Consider the following 17,555-nt stretch of genomic DNA (forward strand, 5'->3'; position numbering starts at 1 on the left):
CTAATTCGCAGAATTACATGTGATAAACATTGTTAATCTACAGTGTTTCAATAAAAATCTAGTATTCAATAGTAGATATCCCAGTAATAATTTAGTTGCTATTTGAAAGCAACTATTTATTAAACCAAGAACAAATATTTTTGTATCTTTTTTAAATAATAAAATACCTAAGAGGGTAATTAAATGAAACGTAATCTATTAGCAATTGCTATTCCTGTACTATTAATTGCCGGAACAGCTAGCGCTTCTATTGAAGTGTGGAACAAAGATGGCAATAAAGTTGACTTTTATGGTCGAGTCTATGCTTTAAATTATCTTACTGATCGAAATAATCAAACTGGTGAAGGTGACAAAACGACAGCTCGTTTAGGTATGTCAGGTGAAACACAAATTTCAGATAGTTTGAGCGGCTATGGTCGTTGGGAATATGAAGCAAAAACTGGATCAGATGCTGATAACGAAACTCGTTATGCATATGCTGGTTTAAATTTCGGTGATTTTGGTTCATTTGACTACGGTCGTAATGACGGCGTATTAAAAACTTTAACTTCTTATACTGACGTTCTACCTGAATTTGGTGGTGATGCTTCAAATAATGATATTTATGCATTAACGGCTAGAACAAAAGCAGTAGCGACTTATCGTAATTCAAACTTTTTTGGATTAGTTGACGGTTTGCGTTTTGCAGTACAGTATGCAGATAACGGAGATAATAGTTCAACTCAATATCTAAATAAACACGATCGTACTGACCATGATAGTGCAGAAGCATGGGGTTCTGTAATTGATTGGGATGTGCTTGATAGTGGTTTATCTATTGGTGCAGGTTATGCGCAAACTGGCGGACATAAAGATGCTAAAGCATGGTCAGCAGGTGCTAAATATAATAACGACAATCTTTATTTAGCTGCACTTTATATTCAAGGTAAACAAAAATATGGTTGGGAAAAAGCGTCAAGTACAAGTAATACTGATGATTTGAAAACCAAAGGTTTTGAATTAGTTGCACAATATGGTATTGACTTTGAAGTTGGCCGTTTAACACCTTCTGTTGCATATATTCAACATAAAGTACAAGATGCTTCAAGCTTCTCAAGAAGTGGTGATGCAGGCCTTAAAGGTAATGATTTAGTTAAATATGTTGATGTTGGCTTAACTTACGATTTCAATAAAAATTTATCAGCCATTGTTGATTATAAAATCAACTTGTTAGATAAAAATGATATTGGCGCACGTCGTGCTTTATATGAAGACGGTACATTTAGTAAATCTCAAATTAAAGCAACAGCTAAGGATACTGTTGCATTAGGATTAATTTATCAATTCTAATTATTTTATCTTTTGATTTGATAAAGGCACTTCGGTGCCTTTTTTCTTGTCTTTCTGGATCAAATACTGCTTGCACTTTAATAGATAGTTTGTTAAAAAATACAAAAAATAATAAGGAATTAGGATTATTTGATGCTTTATATTACTCGAAAGCTACCTGCAAAGAAAAGCATTGCATTGGTTGCACATGATCATTTGAAAGAAGCATTATTAAATTGGTGCAAAACAAATCGCGAAGAACTCTCTCATCATAATTTATGTGGAACAGGTACAACAGGTACATTAATTAAGAAAGAAACCGGATTAAATATTACGCCAATGCTTAGTGGTCCAATGGGGGGCGATCAGCAGATCGGCGCTTTAATCGCAGAAGGTAAAATTGATATTCTTATCTTTTTCTGGGATCCTCTAAATGCCGTTCCTCATGATCCAGATGTAAAAGCACTATTACGCTTATCAACGGTTTGGAACATTCCTGTTGCAACTAATCAAGCAACAGCTAACGCATTAATACAGTCCTCAATATTTACTCAAGAAGTGGAGATAGAGATCCCTGATTATCAAGGCTATTTAAATGAAAGAGTAAAATAGATGCCAATTCCTTCACAAGTTCGCAAAACAGGTAGATACATCTTATTATTTGATAATCTGTTTATTGTATTGGGATTTTATGTCGTATTTCCGCTCGTTTCTACGCACTTTGTTAGCCAAGTAGGTTGGAGTGCACTATTTGTTGGTTTTGCTTTAGGATTTCGTCAATTTGTTCAACAAGGATTTGGCTTAATTGGTGGTGCTATAGCTGATCGATTTGGTGCAAAACCTATGATCATAACAGGTATGTTTTTGCGGTCGATTGGCTTTATTTCAATGGCTTTAGCAACTGAACACTGGTTATTACTTGTATCTTGCTTATTGTCTGCATTGGGTGGACTGTTATTTGATCCACCTCGAATGGGATTAACCATAAAATTTACTAGGCCTCACGAACGAGGCAAATTTATATCTTTATTAATGATACAAGATAATGCAGGTGCAGTTATTGGTGCTCTTATTGGTGGTATCTTAATAGATTATGATTTCCAATTAGTTTGTTGGTGCGGCGCTTTTATCTTTTTCTTATGTGGCATTTTTAATCTGTTTTTTTTACCCTCTTATCATATTGCAATTGGTAAAGCTTCAATTATTAATGGTATGAAAATCGTTTTGAAAGATAAAAAGTTTACTCATTATGTGCTTACTTTAACTGGTTATTATGTGCTTGGGGTACAAGTCATGTTGATGCTACCTCTAACTATTACCAATATTTCAGGAAGTTCAAGCTATGTGAAATGGATGTACGTGATTGAAGCAATTATCTCACTAACTCTACTTTATCCTATTGCTCGGTTTAGTGAAAAACATTTTAGATTAGATCAACGCCTTAAATTTGGATTACTATTGATGTCGTTTGCCTTTATAATAATCGGATTTACATCCCAATTATCTATTTTGTTATCACTCATAGCGCTTTTTTATCTTGGGGCAATTGTAGCAGAGCCGGCTAGAGAAACTTTAGCAACCGTTTTAACTAATCCAAAAGCCAAAGGTAGTTACATGGGATTTAGTCGATTAGGGCTTGCTTTAGGTGGGTTTGTTGGTTATACCGGTGCTGGTTGGCTTTATGAAATTGCAATCAAGATGGGTTTTTTGCATTTACCGTGGATTATTTTAACTTTAGTTGGTTTATTAACGTTAGGTTATTTACAATATTTATTTAAGGATGAACCACCTTTTAATTTAGTCAAGATGAAAAAAATTGATTAATTTCACCATATTTAAATAAAATTGCTTCACCAGTGTTTAATTTATGCCAAGTTTCATTTGAGGTTAACGGCATAGTTGAAATAATAGTGACAATATCATTTGGTGTAGTATGCTTTTGAAAATCGATTTCAACATCTTCATCAATTAATTTTGCTTTACCAAATGGCGCTTTTCGGGTAATCCAATGAAGATTAGTCGAGCAATAGGCAAATACATATTCACCATCTGAAAGTAACATATTAAAAATACCAAGTTCGGTTAATTTAATCGCACACTCTCGAATATAATCAAAAAGTTCAATATCATCGGTAGGTTGTTTGGGATATTTTTTATGTAACTGATTAATTAAGTAACAAAAAGCATATTCACTGTCGGTTAATCCAACTGGTTGAAAAATTCCCATATGCAGCTTTTCGTAATCAGTTAATTGCCCATTGTGGGCAAAAGTCCAATTTTTTCCCCATAATTCGCGAGTAAAAGGATGGGTATTTTCTAGAGCTACTCCTCCTCGATTAGCTTGACGAATATGAGCAATTACTGCCGTTGATTTTATTGGGTATTGTTGAACTAATTTAGCTATAGGTGAAAAACTACAAGGTTCAGGATCTTTGAATGTACGACATCCTTTACCTTCATAAAATGTTATTCCCCAACCATCTTTATGTGGACCTTTATCACCACCACGTTTGATTAAACTGGTAAAACTAAAACAGATATCAGTCGGCACATTGGCACTCATACCCAATAATTCGCACATATTAAGCCATCTCTTTTTCAATGAGTAAAATCAAAATATGAATCACTTTTATATGGATTTCTTGAACTCTATCAGCATAACCAAAATGAGGTACACGAATGTCTACATCAGCCAAACCATTCATTTTTCCACCATCTTTACCTGTAAGAGTAATAATTTTCATACCTTTTTGTTTTGCTGCTTCAATCGCTTTAATGACATTAGTTGAGTTTCCTGAAGTTGAAATACCTAGTAGTACATCACCTTTTTGACCAACACCTTCTACATAGCGAGAAAAAATAGAATCGAAACCATAATCATTACCAACACAGGATATATGACTTACATCTGAAATTGCAATGGCTGGATAGGATGGTCGATTATCGCGAAAACGGCCTGTTAACTCTTCAGCAAAATGCATAGCGTCACAATGAGAACCTCCATTACCACATGAAAGTACTTTACCACCTTGTTTAAATGAGTTTGCGATTAAAATGGCCGCCTGTTGGATTTGTTTAAGATTTTCATCATTTGAAATGAAATTGGCTAAAACTTCAATTGCTTGATTTAGCTCATCTCGAATAGTGTTAATGTACATCAATTTTACCTCTTTTGTAGAAAGCTTTTTTCTTACCATTGTAATTCGTTAATAACAGCTTGCAAGTAATAAAAATGAAATTTCTTATAGTAAGAAAAAACTTTGATGCAATTATTAAAAATTTATAAATCTTTGTTGAAGGAATGATAATTTATAAATGTAAAAATTACACTTTATAAACAGTAAATTTACAAACAATAACTTTCAAATAATCATACTTACTTATGCTTGTTATAAACATGTTAATTCCCCATTTTTGCTAATAGGATAACCCTTTAATCTGTGCTATAATTGGCCTATAAATTTTTCACTAAAAGTGATTATAAAATTGCATCTAGAATCTATCGATAAGGAATAAATATGCAAATAGTTAAAGGTAAAGTTGCTGGACCAAAAGCTAAAGTAGCCATTATCGTGGCACGTTTTAACCAATTTATTAACGAAAGTTTAGTTAATGGAGCAGTAGATGCATTAACTCGTATTGGTCAAGTTGAAGATAAAAACATTTCAGTTATTTGGGTACCAGGCGCTTACGAAATTCCTTTAGCAGCAAAAGTTGCTGCGCAATCAAAAAAATATGATGCCATTGTAGCATTAGGTACGGTAATTCGTGGCAGTACGGCTCATTTTGATTTCGTTGCTGGAGAATCAAGTTCAGGTTTATTGAATGCTAGTTTAGAGTATTCAATACCAGTTGGTTTTGGAATTTTAACCACCGAAAGTATTGAGCAGGCGATCGAACGAGCTGGAACTAAAGCTGGTAATAAAGGTGCTGAAGCAGCATTAACCGCACTTGAAATGTTAAATGTTATCAAAACAATTAAGGGGTAATTTAGTGGCGTTAGTTAATCCTCGTCGTCGAGCAAGAGAGTGTGCCGTTCAAGCCATTTACTCTTGGCAAATTTCTAAAAATGATCTTGCTGATGTTGAGAGCAGTTTTATAGCTGAACAAGATATGAAAGGTGTTGATAGTAAATATTTTAGAGAATTACTTCATGGTGTTGCCAAAAACACAGCAGAATTAGATGAAAAAATGGCACCTTACCTAACAGAAAGAACTGTTGATGAGTTAGGACAAATTGAATTAGCGGTACTACGAATTGCAACTTATGAATTAATGAAGAGACATGATGTCCCTTATAAAGTGGTTATCAATGAAGCAATTGATCTGGCGAAAACTTTTGGCGCAGAAGAAAGCCACAAATTTATAAATGGTGTATTGGATAAAGTTGCTCCAACTATTCGTACACGATAACTGTCTTAAATTGGGAATATTATGAACGACACGATCGAAAAAAGCAGGCCTTCAATTTTTTATGCCAAAAATAGTCAATCAAGTGTGAAATCTGTAAAAAACAAAGGCAATGATCATCGAAGTAAGCGTAAAAATGATAGTTTTCAGTCTAATTCAAATGCAAAAAATGATCGAATTGAAACATTTAAAGTAAAATCATCAAATAAAACTATAAAGTCATCTAAAGTAAACTTAAATTTATCAGATGAACATGATTCTCCTTGGCAAAAAAAAGTTAAAGATAACGATCAAACTCCAACATTTGGTTACGATGAGTATCGACAAAAAAAAGAAGAGACTTTAGTTTATAGTGAAAACAGTTGTAGAGCTGTATTTAAGCATCGACGCTTTGCTATAGTGAAATTATTTATTACTCAAGAAATGACTTACCAGTTTAAAGATTTAATTAATTGGTTAGTCAAACAACGACTAGGTTATAACGTTGTATCAACAGAACAAATTACTAAAATAACTCAAAACCTACATCATGGTGGAGTCTGTTTAATTGTTAAAAAACGGATACCACTCTCTTTACTTGATTACTTACATGAACATGATGATAGAGTTCGTGATTGTATTCTTGCGATTGATGATGTTAATAACCCTCATAATTTAGGTGGATTAGTTCGTAGCGCTGCTTTTTTTGGAGTTAATGGTATCATTTTGCGTCAAACTAATTTGCTTGATAGTGGATCAGCAATGCGAGTCGCTGAAGGTGGTATTGAAGCGATTGAACCAATTAAAAGTGATGATTTTATTGTATCCATAGATATATTAAAAAAGAATGGTTATCAAATAATTGCCTTATTACCATGTCAGTCAAAATCCATTAAATCAACCGAATTATCACAACTTCAATTTAAAAAGAAAGTTGTATTAATTATATTTCAACAAATTAACACAAAGTTAATTAATTGTGCTGATAATGTTGTGCATTTGAGTGGTAATGATAATATGTCGGCATTAAATATTTCTGTTGCAGCAGGGATTGTTTTATCTACTATTAAATATCAATCTTAATTGATATTGCTCTAGTTATTTTTGAATACTTTGATGAAGTTAACACTTTTATCTTCTCATTATATTAAATAGCATCAATTGGTTAGAAAATGGTTGTTTTTTCTGTACATTGGTATCGAGTTTTTTAATGTATTGGTAATTATTATGTCATCTAAACATCGAGTTGGTTTAATTTTTGGTAAGTTCTATCCATTACACAGTGGCCACATTTATCTTATTGAAAAAGCGTTAACGCAAGTTGATGAATTACATGTAATGCTTGGTTGTGAAGCAACTCGCGATAAACAACTATTTGAGAAAAGTCGTTTACCTAGACAGCCGCAAGTTAGTGATCGTTTTTCATGGTTAAAAGATACCTTCAAAGATAGACATAATATTCATATTTATATTTCTGATGAAACTGGAATTAACTATTATCCTAATGGTTGGAAAGAGTGGAGTGATAGTATTAAACATATATTATCAGAAAATAAAATTGAACCATCTGTTGTGTTTACTAGTGAACCACAAGATGTAACGGAGCATGAGCGCTATTTTGGTTGCCCTGTAGTTGTTATTGATGCTAATCGTGAATTCGTTAATATCAGTGCAACCAAAATTCGAGAAAATCCTTATCAAAATTGGTCTTTTATTGCCCAAGCAGCTAGACCTTTTTTTGTTAAAAAAGTCGCCATCATAGGACATGATAAATTTAATGAATTGCCCGTAAAATTAGCTAATATTTATAATACACAATATGTTTCAAATGGGTATATAAATTATATTCAACGAGAAATTTCCACTCTAGAAAATAAACGTTACTTAAGTGAAAATGATTATCTAAGAATTGCAATGTTACATGTAGAGAGAATGAGTAAATCATTAGAAAATACTAATAAGCTTCTCTTTACTTCGATCGATTTTGGGACATTATCTAACTACTACGAGCAAATTTTTGGCAAATCTAATGAAGTCTTAATTGGACTAAAAAGTAGTTACCAATTTGATTTAATTATTCATGAAAACGAATTACCGGCGAATTCCACTCCATTACAGCATTTTGAAATTGTTTCTAAAATGGTTGAATCGTTATTGATTTAGCTCATCACATTTAGGTTAGCTTATGTTAAAATAAGCTAACTTTTTGTGATAGGTGAATTTTTATGTCTCAATCTTCTCAACCAAATGAAAATCAGGATAAAATTGATTTTGGTTACACCCAAGTTCCAAAACAAGATAAAGTAAAACGCGTAGCAGAGGTGTTTCATTCTGTTGCAGATAAATACGATATCATGAACGATCTAATGTCATTTGGTATTCACCGAATCTGGAAAAAAATAACTATTGAGTATAGTAGTGTTAGGAAAGGACAAAAAGTCCTTGATCTGGCTGGTGGTACAGGTGATTTAACAGCTAAATTCTCACAAATAGTTGGAGATGATGGCTTAGTTGTATTAGCAGATATCAATGAGTCGATGCTTAAGGTTGGTAGAGATAAACTACGAGATAAAGGCTTATTTAAAAATATTGAATATGTACAAGCAAATGCAGAGGAGTTACCATTTGCAGATAACTATTTTGATTGTATCACTATCTCATTTGGTCTACGAAATGTGACTGATAAGCAAAAAGCGCTAGAATCTATGTGGCGAGTTTTAAAGCCAGGAGGGCGTTTATTGATTCTAGAATTCTCTAAACCACAATACCAAATTTTAAATAAAGCCTACGATCTTTACTCATTTACTATGTTGCCATTAATGGGAAAAATCGTAGCGAATGATTCAGATAGTTATCGATATTTAGCTGAATCTATCAGAATGCACCCAGATCAAAAAACACTGAAAAAAATGATGGAAGATGCTGGGTTTGTCGATGTTAAATATCACAATATGACAGGCGGTATTGTAGCCTTACATACTGGTTTTAAATTTTAATGTGATAAACAAATAATGACATTTTTTCGACTTTATAAAATATTAACCATATTTCGAGCTTATCGATTAGAAGAGCTATTACCAAAACACCGTGTCTCAAGGTGGTTACGAGTATTATTGTTTTGTTTGTTTTGGGTTAGACCTAAATCAAATCAACAAGAGATTGGTGAAAGGTTGCGTCAAGCCTTACAAGAGCTAGGCCCGGTATGGATAAAATTTGGGCAAATGGTTTCAACAAGACGCGATGTGTTGCCAAAACATCTTGTCGATGCTCTAGCCAAATTACAAGACCAAGTTACCCCTTTCGATGGAAAAATTGCAAAACAAATTATTGAAACTGCTCTAGGGTGTCCTATAGATTTTTATTTTTCAGATTTTAATGATCAACCATTAGCATCAGCATCCATCGCACAAGTTCATACAGCAACTTTAAAAAGTAGCCAAGCTGAAGTGGTAATCAAAGTTTTGCGACCAAATATTTTACCTATAATTAAATCTGACATTCGCTTAATGTATTGGATTGCTAACCAATTTACTAAACGGATAAAATTTGGTGAAAAGTTACGGGCTGTAGAAATTGTCAGTGATTATGAAAACACGCTTCTAAAAGAATTGGATCTTCAGAAAGAAGCCTATAACACAGCTCGTTTGCGCGACAATTTCATTAATAGTGAGATCCTTTATATTCCCTATGTGTACCAAGATTTGTGCCGAAAAAATGTTTTAGTTGAAGAGCGAATTTACGGTACTCCGATAGCTAATGTTGATGAATTAAAAAGAAATAATGTCAATATGAAGTTATTAGCAGAGCGTGGTGTTCAAGCTTTCTTTACCCAAGTATTTAGGGATAATTTTTTTCATGCAGATATGCACCCGGGCAATATCTTTGTGGATATAAGCGAACCCCAAAATCCTCGTTACATTGGGATAGATTGTGCAATTGTAGGTATTTTGACTGAAGATGATCAACGCTATTTGGCTGAAAATTTTCTTGCATTTTTTAACCAAGATTATCGAAAAATTGCACAAATTTATATCAAATCAGGTTGGGTTCCTGAAACAACGGATGTTGCCGCATTAGAAATGGCTATGCGCAATGTTTGCGAACCTGCATTTGCTAAACCACTTGGTGAGCTCTCCTTTTCACAAATTTTATTATCACTATTTCAAGTTGCACGTCAATTTGAGATGGATATTCAACCTCAATTAACCTTACTTGAAAAAACGTTATTTTATATAGAAGGGTTAGGGCGTCAACTCTATCCAGAACTTGACTTGTGGCAAACGGCTAAACCATTTTTAGAAAATTGGTATGAAGATAAATACAGTGCTAAAAAGTTATTACATCAAGTTTGGACTTCCTTACCAGAATGGAAAAACCTTGTTGTTGAGCTACCGGAAAAGTTGAATGATCAGGCTCGGATGACTAAGCTGATGCATGTTCAGTTAAAACAGATTAATCAACAACTTCAACGTAGTAAAAGAAACCAACAAAGATTAATGTTTGCAATTAGTATTCTTAGTCTTTTATGTATTGCTTTACTTGTCGGGCATTAAGCGAGTTATTTTTTGGAATCTTACCATTTAAGTGTATAATTTTACTATTTTAAGCTATTGGAGACTTATCATATGCCAAGTTTGCCCAAATTACTCATATTTGTAGCGGTTATCGTTCTATTATTTGGAACAAAAAAATTGCGTTCATTGGGCTCTGATCTTGGGGCTTCCATTAAAGGTTTTAAGAAAGCTATGAATGACGACGATGATCAAAAAGAGACAGATGATTCACAAAAAGTGGAACGTCTTAACTCATCTGATGATAACCACACCAATAAAGAGTAACTTGTGTTTGATATTAGCTTTGGTCAGCTACTATTAGTCTTAATTATCGGGTTGGTCGTATTAGGGCCAGAGCGTCTACCTATTGCAATTAAAACTGTTGCAAGCTGGATAAAAGTACTCCGCCGTATGTCTGCAACTGTTCAGTTAGAATTGAATAAAGAGCTTAAATTACAAGAGTTACAAGATAGTTTAAAAAAAGCAGAACAAAGTGGGCTAAATACTCTAACACCGGAAATTCAAGAATCCATTGATGAATTAAAACGCGTAACCGAAACACTACAAAAAGAGATCGATTCCGCCTCTCAAATAGATACAACAATTCATTCAGACAAAGATAAATTATGACAGACGACGCAACGCAACCACTTATTGGTCATCTAGTAGAACTAAGAACACGGCTTTTACGATGTATCATCTGTATATTAATTGTATTAACGTGTTTACTCTATTTCTCGAATGATATTTACCATATTGTTGCTAATCCGCTTATTAGTCAATTGCCAAAAGGTAGTAGCATGATTGCAACTGACATTGCGGCACCATTTTTTACTCCTATTAAACTGACTGCTGTTGTTTCGATATTTATTTCGATTCCTTATATTTTGTATCAAGTATGGGGATTTATTGCACCTGCATTATATCAACATGAAAAACGTCTAATTATGCCATTGATAATTTCAAGTACGGTACTTTTTTATATTGGTATTGCGTTTGCTTATTTTGCAGTATTTCCTCTCGCTTTTTACTTCTTTATTCATACTGCTCCAGTTGATGTTGCGATAAATACCGATATAACTAAATATCTTGATTTTGTCATGACATTATTTATAGTCTTTGGTTTTGCATTTGAAGTCCCTGTTGCAATAATATTGCTGTGCTGGACAGGAGTAACAACCCCTAAAAATCTACGTAAAAAAAGACCTTATATTATTGTAGCAGTATTTGCTGTAGCTATGTTTGTTACACCACCAGACGTATTTTCACAAATTTTATTAGCTGTACCTATCTGTTTATTATTTGAAGTTGGGACATTCTTTGCCCGGTTTTATCAACCAAGAAAAAAAATCATACAAGATGATGATAAAAATATAGACGATGAATAATAGATTGATAATTGATCCAATGAATACGAGTAAAGGATAACTAAATGAAAACATCTCTTCCTGAGTTTAATCTGGCAAATGTTCTTGTTGTTGGCGATATTATGTTAGATCGCTATTGGTATGGCGGTACCAATCGCATATCACCAGAAGCGCCTGTACCAATTGTTAAAATTGATTCTCTTGAAGAACGTCCTGGCGGTGCAGCTAATGTTGCACTCAATATTACCTCCCTCGGAGGTAAAGCGCGTTTAATTGGTCTTACAGGAATGGATGAACCTGCTAAGGTGCTTGATGAGCAACTTACTAATCGACATGTTCATTGCGATTTTGTATCTGTCTCAACACATCCAACTATTACTAAATTAAGAGTGTTATCAAGAAATCAACAATTAATAAGGATTGATTTTGAGGAAGGTTTTAATAATGTGGATCATACTCCTATTTTAGAGCGTATTGATACCGCACTTACAACTTCTAAAGTAATGGTTCTATCGGATTATGCCAAAGGTGCATTAACTGCTGTACAAGAAATGATAAAACAAGCACGAAAAGTTAATGTACCAATATTGGTTGATCCTAAAGGTACTGATTTTGAGCGTTATCGTGGTGTAACATTACTGACACCAAATATGTCTGAATTTGAAGCTGTAGTTGGAACATGTAAAACAGAAGAAGAGATCATTGAAAAAGGTTCTCAACTTATTAAGCAATATGATCTTAAAGCCTTGCTTGTTACTCGTAGTGAAAAAGGCATGACGTTAATACAATTAGATAAACCTGTTTACCATCTACCAACTCAAGCTAAAGAGGTATTTGATGTTACCGGTGCGGGTGATACTGTAATCGCAACTTTAGCAGCTTCATTAGCTGCAGGGCAATCACTTGAAGAAAGCTGTTATTTAGCAAACGCTGCAGCCGGTGTAGTTGTCGGTAAATTGGGAACATCAACTGTTTCGCAAGTTGAATTAAGTAATGCTATTCGGGCTCGCGCAGATGATGGTTTTGGGGTGATGACTGAAGATGAATTAAAAGAAGAAATTCGTAAAGCACGATTACGTGGTGAAAAAATTGTCATGACTAATGGCTGTTTTGACATTTTACACGCTGGGCATGTTTCATATCTTGCTAATGCTCGCAAGCTTGGTGACCGTTTGATTGTAGCAGTAAATAGTGATACCTCAGTAAAACAATTGAAAGGGGAATCCCGACCAATAAATCCATTAATGCAAAGAATGATAGTATTAGGTGCACTTGATTCAGTTGACTGGGTTGTTCCTTTTGAAGAAGAGACTCCACAAAGGTTGATTGCCGGTATTTTACCTGATGTATTAGTAAAAGGTGGTGACTATAAACCTGAAGATATCGCTGGTGGAAAAGAAGTTATAGAAGCAGGTGGAGTAGTTAAAGTCCTTAATTTTGAAGATGGTTGTTCGACCACAAACATCATTGATAAGATTAAACGGAAATAAATAATATAATAATTAGCTATTTATTTAAGTAGCTAATTAGTCAATTATCGAATAATTTAGGTTTGGGTATATTTTAAAATCAATCAATAGGTATTAACTATCGTTAAATTTCATAATTAATACTTTTTTTATTATCTGCTTTATGCAAACCTATCAACTACCAAATGCTAATTTATTTAAAGGATTTCTTTTATGACTAAACACTATGACTATATTGCTATCGGTGGTGGTAGTGGGGGTATTGCTTCAATTAATCGAGCGGCATCTTACGGTAAAAAGTGCGCTATTATTGAAGCTAAATTATTAGGCGGAACTTGTGTCAATGTTGGGTGTGTTCCCAAAAAAATTATGTGGTATGGTGCACAAATTGCTGAGGCGATTAATCATTATGGCCCTGATTATGGTTTTGATACGACAATTAATCATTTTGATTGGGATAAACTAATCGCTAGCCGAACAGCTTATATTGATCGTGTTCATCAATCTTATGATCGAGTATTAAACAATAATAATGTCGATGTTATTCATGGATATGCTAAATTTATTGATAGCAAAACGCTTGATGTCAATGGTGTGCATTATAGTGCCGATCATATTCTTATTGCTGTCGGTGGTAAGCCAAGTATACCCAATATTCCCGGAGCGCAATATGGAATTACTTCTGATGGATTCTTTGAATTAAAAGCATTACCAAAAAGAGTGGCCGTTGTTGGTGCAGGCTATATAGCTTGTGAAATTGCCAGTGTTTTACACTCGCTAGGTGCTGAAACTCATCAATTTGTTCGGCAAGGCACACCTTTACGTGCTTTCGATCCATTGATTGTTGAAACATTAATGGAAGTTATAACTAATGATGGTCAGCATTTGCATACTTTTGCAATTCCATCTTCTGTCACTAAAAACGTTGATGAATCATTAACGTTAACATTAGAAGATGGTAAAAATTATACTGTTGATTGTTTAATTTGGGCAATAGGACGAGAACCTGCAACTAAAGAAATGAATTTATCTGCAGCTGGCATTAAAGTTGACAGTAATGGGTTTATTATTGTTGATGAGTATCAAAATACTAATGTAGCAGGAATTTATTCTGTTGGCGATGATACTGGAGCAGCGGCATTAACACCAGTTGCAGTTGCTGCTGGTCGACGCTTATCTGAACGACTTTTCAACAATAAACCAAATGAACATCTAGATTATACTAATATTCCAACGGTGGTATTTACCCATCCACCGATCGGGACAGTTGGGTTAACAGAACCACAAGCAATGTTACAATATGGCCCTGAAAACGTGAAGGTCTATAAATCTACGTTTACTGCTATGTATACTGCCGTAACTTCTCATCGCCAACCGTGTAAAATGAAATTAGTTTGTATTGGTGAACAAGAAAAAATAGTCGGCATTCATGGTATAGGCTATGGTATGGACGAAATTTTACAAGGTTTTGCTGTCGCATTAAAAATGGGTGCAACAAAAAAAGACTTTGATAACACCATCGCCATTCATCCGACAGCCGCTGAAGAGTTTGTTACAATGCGCTAGTATATAGAAAATTTATTATATCTTGATTAAAAAAAACAGGGCTTTAGCCCTGTTTTTATATGGTGTTAAGTGATTAATTATCTAATCTATTTTGCCAACCCTTTTGAGCTAATGATGAAAAACCAACTAAAACAGCAAGTAAAGCCACTGCTGAGATGTAAATACCTGCTCCCAGATAACTGTATTCACCTAATATATGATCGGGACTTAATAAGTAGATAGTTAAAGTCGGCGTTATTGCACTAAACAATGCATAGGCTAAATTGTAAGATAATGATAGACCAGAATAGCGAATGGCTGGTGGAAAGGTTCTAGTTCCTATAATTGGTGTCATAGCGATTGATCCGATAAATAAGCCAAATATCGCCCAAATCGAATATAGTTTAGCTAATGACATATCTGGCGTTAGTGAACTATAGAAATAGATGCTTACCACAGCCAATCCACCCCAAGTTATGACGACTGTTTTTGCTGTGCCTAATTTATCATCTAACCAACCAGAAATAACACAGCCAATAGATAATGTTAAGGCAGCAATACATCCACCTATACGCCAATCCAGATTAGCAAAATGATACATACCGCCAACGATACGGCCAGGAGTAATTAAAATACCAACCATAATTGCTGTTGATAATGACCAAGTTAACAAAGCGACTATCAAACAAGCTGTCTTATGTTTTTTTAGTACGGTAACAACAGGGATGCTTTTTTCTAATGCTTTACGTGCAGCTAATTCCTTGAAGATTGGCGTTTCAGATAAAAATTTTCGTAAGTAGACTGAAATCACACCAAAAATTCCACCAATAATAAACGGTATACGCCAAGCATAATCTAAAATATTTTGGCTAGTAAAATAGAGATCAACAATAATTGTAACGAAAAATCCAAGTAAAATTCCGCCTGTAATACCTGATGTTAACGTACCAACGCCCAAACCATAGCGTTGTTTTGGTGTATGTTCTGCGATAAATACCCATGCACCAGGCATTTCTCCACCAATAGCTGCGCCTTGTAACATACGCATCAACAATAATAACAATGGTGCCACAATACCAATTGCTTCATAGGTCGGTAAAATACCGATAATAAAAGTAGGTAAAGCCATCATTGCTACACTTAAGGTAAACATCCGTTTTCGGCCAACTTTATCTCCAAAGTGGGCCATAATAATTCCGCCAACAGGACGAACTAAATAACCAGCAGCAAAAATCCCCCATGCAAATAAATCTAAGGTTAATGGTGACAAGGTATGTGGTAAAAATAGTGGCTTGACAATGGTATCAATATATAGCGCATAGATAACAAAGTCATAAAATTCAAGCGTTCCGCCTAAAGATGACAATATTAATGTTTTAAAATCCTTACTATTCAATGGTCGGGCGACCGGTTGCCATTCAGCGTTAATTTCAGATTGACTCATGAAAAAACCTTATTTTTATTATTAAATGAATATAGCCAGTAAAGAAAATGACTATTCTTTGGTAAATTTTAATGTTGAAAAGGCATTCTGCCATAAAAAATAGTCTTTTGTTTAATCATAAAAAAATTTAATCAACGATAACGATATGTTTGTTTGATTTATAATATGTATAAAAAATGATATTAAACTAAAATTCTATCTATATATCGCATATAATAATTTTAAAATATTTGGATAAAAACAATGGCAAAACGATGCAGTTGGGTTACAAATGACCCGTTATATATAAATTATCATGATAATGAATGGGGTTATCCACAGTATGATAGCCTTAAACTATTTGAAAAAATTTGTCTTGAAGGACAACAAGCTGGATTATCTTGGATTACCGTACTAAAAAAAAGAGAAGAATATCGTCGATGTTTTTTTAATTTTGACCCAGAAAAAATTATTCAATTAAACGCTATTGATATAGAGTCATTAATTAAAAATAAAGGTTTAATACGAAATCGTTTAAAACTTAATAGCATTATAAAAAATGCTCATGCCTATTTAGCTATGCAAAATAATAATGAGGATTTCTCGCAATTTATTTGGTCATTCGTTGATGGTAAGCCAATAGTCAACCACTACAAAGATAAAAGTGAGGTTCCAGTTAATACAGAAATATCCGATAGAATGTCAAAAGCACTGAAAAAGAAGGGATTTTCATTTGTAGGATCAACAATTTGTTATGCATTTATGCAATCGATGGGCTTAGTTAACGACCATTTCGAAGATTGCTTTAAAAAATGAGGGGGAATTGATGACAATCATGAAATTAATAAAATATTGCCTAATATTAATATTAGTTTATTTCATCGTTTGTAATATCATTATTTTTATTTACGCTAATCAAAAGCCATCAACTAATGCTGATACTTTAGTCGTATTAGGATCACAAGTGGTTGGAACACCAGCTGAAGCGCCACTTACCTTACAAAATCGTTTAGATACAGCATTTAATTATTTGCAGAGTAATCCAAATACTAAAGTAATTGTTTGTGGTGGGCAAGGAAGCGATGAATCTGCAACTGAAGCGAGTGTAATGGCTGATTACCTAATTAAAAAAGGTATTGATTCTTCAAGAGTATATCTTGAAGACAGATCAAGGCGAACGGCTCAACAGTTTGTTTATGCTAATCAAATTTTACCACTAGGCAAAACAGTTGTTGTGACCAATGATTTTCATATTCTTCGTTCAATTATGCTAGCTAAACGCTCGGGTATTAGTGATATTACTGGTTTACCTGCACCGTTAGCTTATACCAATATTGATAAATATATAGCAATGATAAGAGAGCCATTGGCTTTACTTAATTCATGGCTGTTTGACCATCCATTAGATTATGTTGAAAATAATAATTAGCCATTCTAATTAAGTTAGATAGCTTGCCTTTACAGATTTTTAATGATAGTCATGGTATGATTAATCATTGCT

Annotated in this window: 18 protein-coding genes and 1 pseudogene; 16 read left to right on the top strand and 3 right to left on the bottom strand. The window is 33.8% G+C overall.

Features of this window, described 5'->3' with window-relative positions:
• Nucleotides 1–183 precede the first annotated feature (183 nt).
• The 3 genes from GYM76_RS01950 to mdtH all read left to right on the top strand — a co-directional run bounded on the left by GYM76_RS01950 (nucleotide 184) and on the right by mdtH (nucleotide 3,132).
• Complete coding sequence (locus GYM76_RS01950) at nucleotides 184–1,329, top strand: porin (RefSeq protein ID WP_220225711.1); 1,146 nt, start codon at nucleotides 184–186, stop codon at nucleotides 1,327–1,329.
• Between the two features lie 132 nt (nucleotides 1,330–1,461).
• Nucleotides 1,462–1,920 carry a methylglyoxal synthase gene (locus tag GYM76_RS01955; protein ID WP_065734666.1) on the top strand — a complete coding sequence of 153 codons (459 nt, stop codon included), beginning with the start codon at nucleotides 1,462–1,464 and terminating at the stop codon, nucleotides 1,918–1,920.
• On the top strand, nucleotides 1,921–3,132 hold the full coding sequence (mdtH, locus tag GYM76_RS01960; protein ID WP_220225712.1) for a multidrug efflux MFS transporter MdtH: 1,212 nt from the start codon (nucleotides 1,921–1,923) through the stop codon (nucleotides 3,130–3,132).
• Here mdtH and GYM76_RS01965 read toward each other — a convergent pair.
• Both GYM76_RS01965 and lpcA read right to left on the bottom strand, forming a co-directional pair.
• A complete protein-coding gene (locus GYM76_RS01965; protein WP_065563601.1) occupies nucleotides 3,110–3,889 on the bottom strand; it encodes a class II glutamine amidotransferase in 780 nt (259 codons plus the stop codon). The genes mdtH and GYM76_RS01965 overlap by 23 nt on opposite strands.
• Nucleotide 3,890: 1 nt before the next feature.
• Complete coding sequence (gene lpcA / locus GYM76_RS01970; RefSeq protein ID WP_220225713.1) at nucleotides 3,891–4,466, bottom strand: D-sedoheptulose 7-phosphate isomerase; 576 nt, start codon at nucleotides 4,464–4,466, stop codon at nucleotides 3,891–3,893.
• Between the two features lie 360 nt (nucleotides 4,467–4,826).
• Between lpcA and ribE the strand changes: the two genes are divergently transcribed.
• The 11 genes and pseudogenes from ribE (at nucleotide 4,827) to gorA (ending at nucleotide 14,652) form a co-directional block, all read left to right on the top strand.
• Nucleotides 4,827–5,297 (top strand): 6,7-dimethyl-8-ribityllumazine synthase, encoded by a 471-nt coding sequence (gene ribE / locus GYM76_RS01975; RefSeq protein ID WP_370632583.1) that lies wholly within the window; start codon nucleotides 4,827–4,829, stop codon nucleotides 5,295–5,297.
• Between the two features lie 4 nt (nucleotides 5,298–5,301).
• The gene (gene nusB / locus GYM76_RS01980; RefSeq protein WP_218058472.1) at nucleotides 5,302–5,721 is read left to right on the top strand and encodes a transcription antitermination factor NusB; all 420 of its coding nucleotides are present in this window, start codon (nucleotides 5,302–5,304) and stop codon (nucleotides 5,719–5,721) included.
• Nucleotides 5,722–5,742: 21 nt separating this feature from the next.
• Entirely contained in the window at nucleotides 5,743–6,780 is a 1,038-nt protein-coding gene (locus GYM76_RS01985; RefSeq protein WP_220225714.1) for a TrmH family RNA methyltransferase, read from the top strand.
• 144 nt (nucleotides 6,781–6,924) lie between these two features.
• Nucleotides 6,925–7,860 carry a multifunctional transcriptional regulator/nicotinamide-nucleotide adenylyltransferase/ribosylnicotinamide kinase NadR gene (gene nadR / locus GYM76_RS01990; protein ID WP_220225715.1) on the top strand — a complete coding sequence of 312 codons (936 nt, stop codon included), beginning with the start codon at nucleotides 6,925–6,927 and terminating at the stop codon, nucleotides 7,858–7,860.
• 62 nt (nucleotides 7,861–7,922) lie between these two features.
• A complete protein-coding gene (gene ubiE / locus GYM76_RS01995) occupies nucleotides 7,923–8,693 on the top strand; it encodes a bifunctional demethylmenaquinone methyltransferase/2-methoxy-6-polyprenyl-1,4-benzoquinol methylase UbiE (RefSeq protein ID WP_065563595.1) in 771 nt (256 codons plus the stop codon).
• Between the two features lie 15 nt (nucleotides 8,694–8,708).
• Nucleotides 8,709–10,250 (top strand): ubiquinone biosynthesis regulatory protein kinase UbiB, encoded by a 1,542-nt coding sequence (gene ubiB / locus GYM76_RS02000; protein WP_081299568.1) that lies wholly within the window; start codon nucleotides 8,709–8,711, stop codon nucleotides 10,248–10,250.
• A 72-nt stretch (nucleotides 10,251–10,322) separates the two neighbouring features.
• Nucleotides 10,323–10,535 carry a twin-arginine translocase TatA/TatE family subunit gene (gene tatA, locus GYM76_RS02005; protein ID WP_065563594.1) on the top strand — a complete coding sequence of 71 codons (213 nt, stop codon included), beginning with the start codon at nucleotides 10,323–10,325 and terminating at the stop codon, nucleotides 10,533–10,535.
• Between the two features lie 3 nt (nucleotides 10,536–10,538).
• A pseudogene (tatB, locus tag GYM76_RS02010) lies at nucleotides 10,539–10,862 on the top strand (Sec-independent protein translocase protein TatB); the annotation flags it as partial.
• Nucleotides 10,863–10,876: 14 nt separating this feature from the next.
• On the top strand, nucleotides 10,877–11,638 hold the full coding sequence (tatC, locus tag GYM76_RS02015; protein ID WP_065563592.1) for a twin-arginine translocase subunit TatC: 762 nt from the start codon (nucleotides 10,877–10,879) through the stop codon (nucleotides 11,636–11,638).
• Between the two features lie 44 nt (nucleotides 11,639–11,682).
• A complete protein-coding gene (gene hldE / locus GYM76_RS02020) occupies nucleotides 11,683–13,107 on the top strand; it encodes a bifunctional D-glycero-beta-D-manno-heptose-7-phosphate kinase/D-glycero-beta-D-manno-heptose 1-phosphate adenylyltransferase HldE (RefSeq protein ID WP_220225716.1) in 1,425 nt (474 codons plus the stop codon).
• 192 nt (nucleotides 13,108–13,299) lie between these two features.
• Complete coding sequence (gene gorA, locus GYM76_RS02025; protein ID WP_220225717.1) at nucleotides 13,300–14,652, top strand: glutathione-disulfide reductase; 1,353 nt, start codon at nucleotides 13,300–13,302, stop codon at nucleotides 14,650–14,652.
• Between the two features lie 73 nt (nucleotides 14,653–14,725).
• On the opposite strand, the gene GYM76_RS02030 is transcribed toward gorA, so the two are convergent.
• Nucleotides 14,726–16,075 carry an MFS transporter gene (locus GYM76_RS02030; protein WP_065734657.1) on the bottom strand — a complete coding sequence of 450 codons (1,350 nt, stop codon included), beginning with the start codon at nucleotides 16,073–16,075 and terminating at the stop codon, nucleotides 14,726–14,728.
• Between the two features lie 243 nt (nucleotides 16,076–16,318).
• On the opposite strand from GYM76_RS02030, the gene GYM76_RS02035 reads away from it, so the two are divergent.
• Together GYM76_RS02035 and GYM76_RS02040 are read left to right on the top strand one after the other, a co-directional pair.
• Nucleotides 16,319–16,870 (top strand): DNA-3-methyladenine glycosylase I, encoded by a 552-nt coding sequence (locus GYM76_RS02035; protein WP_255561367.1) that lies wholly within the window; start codon nucleotides 16,319–16,321, stop codon nucleotides 16,868–16,870.
• Between the two features lie 10 nt (nucleotides 16,871–16,880).
• Complete coding sequence (locus GYM76_RS02040; RefSeq protein ID WP_081303381.1) at nucleotides 16,881–17,483, top strand: YdcF family protein; 603 nt, start codon at nucleotides 16,881–16,883, stop codon at nucleotides 17,481–17,483.
• The last annotated feature ends 72 nt before the right edge of the window (nucleotides 17,484–17,555 follow it).

It is taken from the genome of Gilliamella sp. ESL0443 (genome assembly GCF_019469165.1).
In the GTDB taxonomy this organism is placed as follows: Bacteria; Pseudomonadota; Gammaproteobacteria; order Enterobacterales; family Orbaceae; genus Gilliamella; species Gilliamella apicola_E.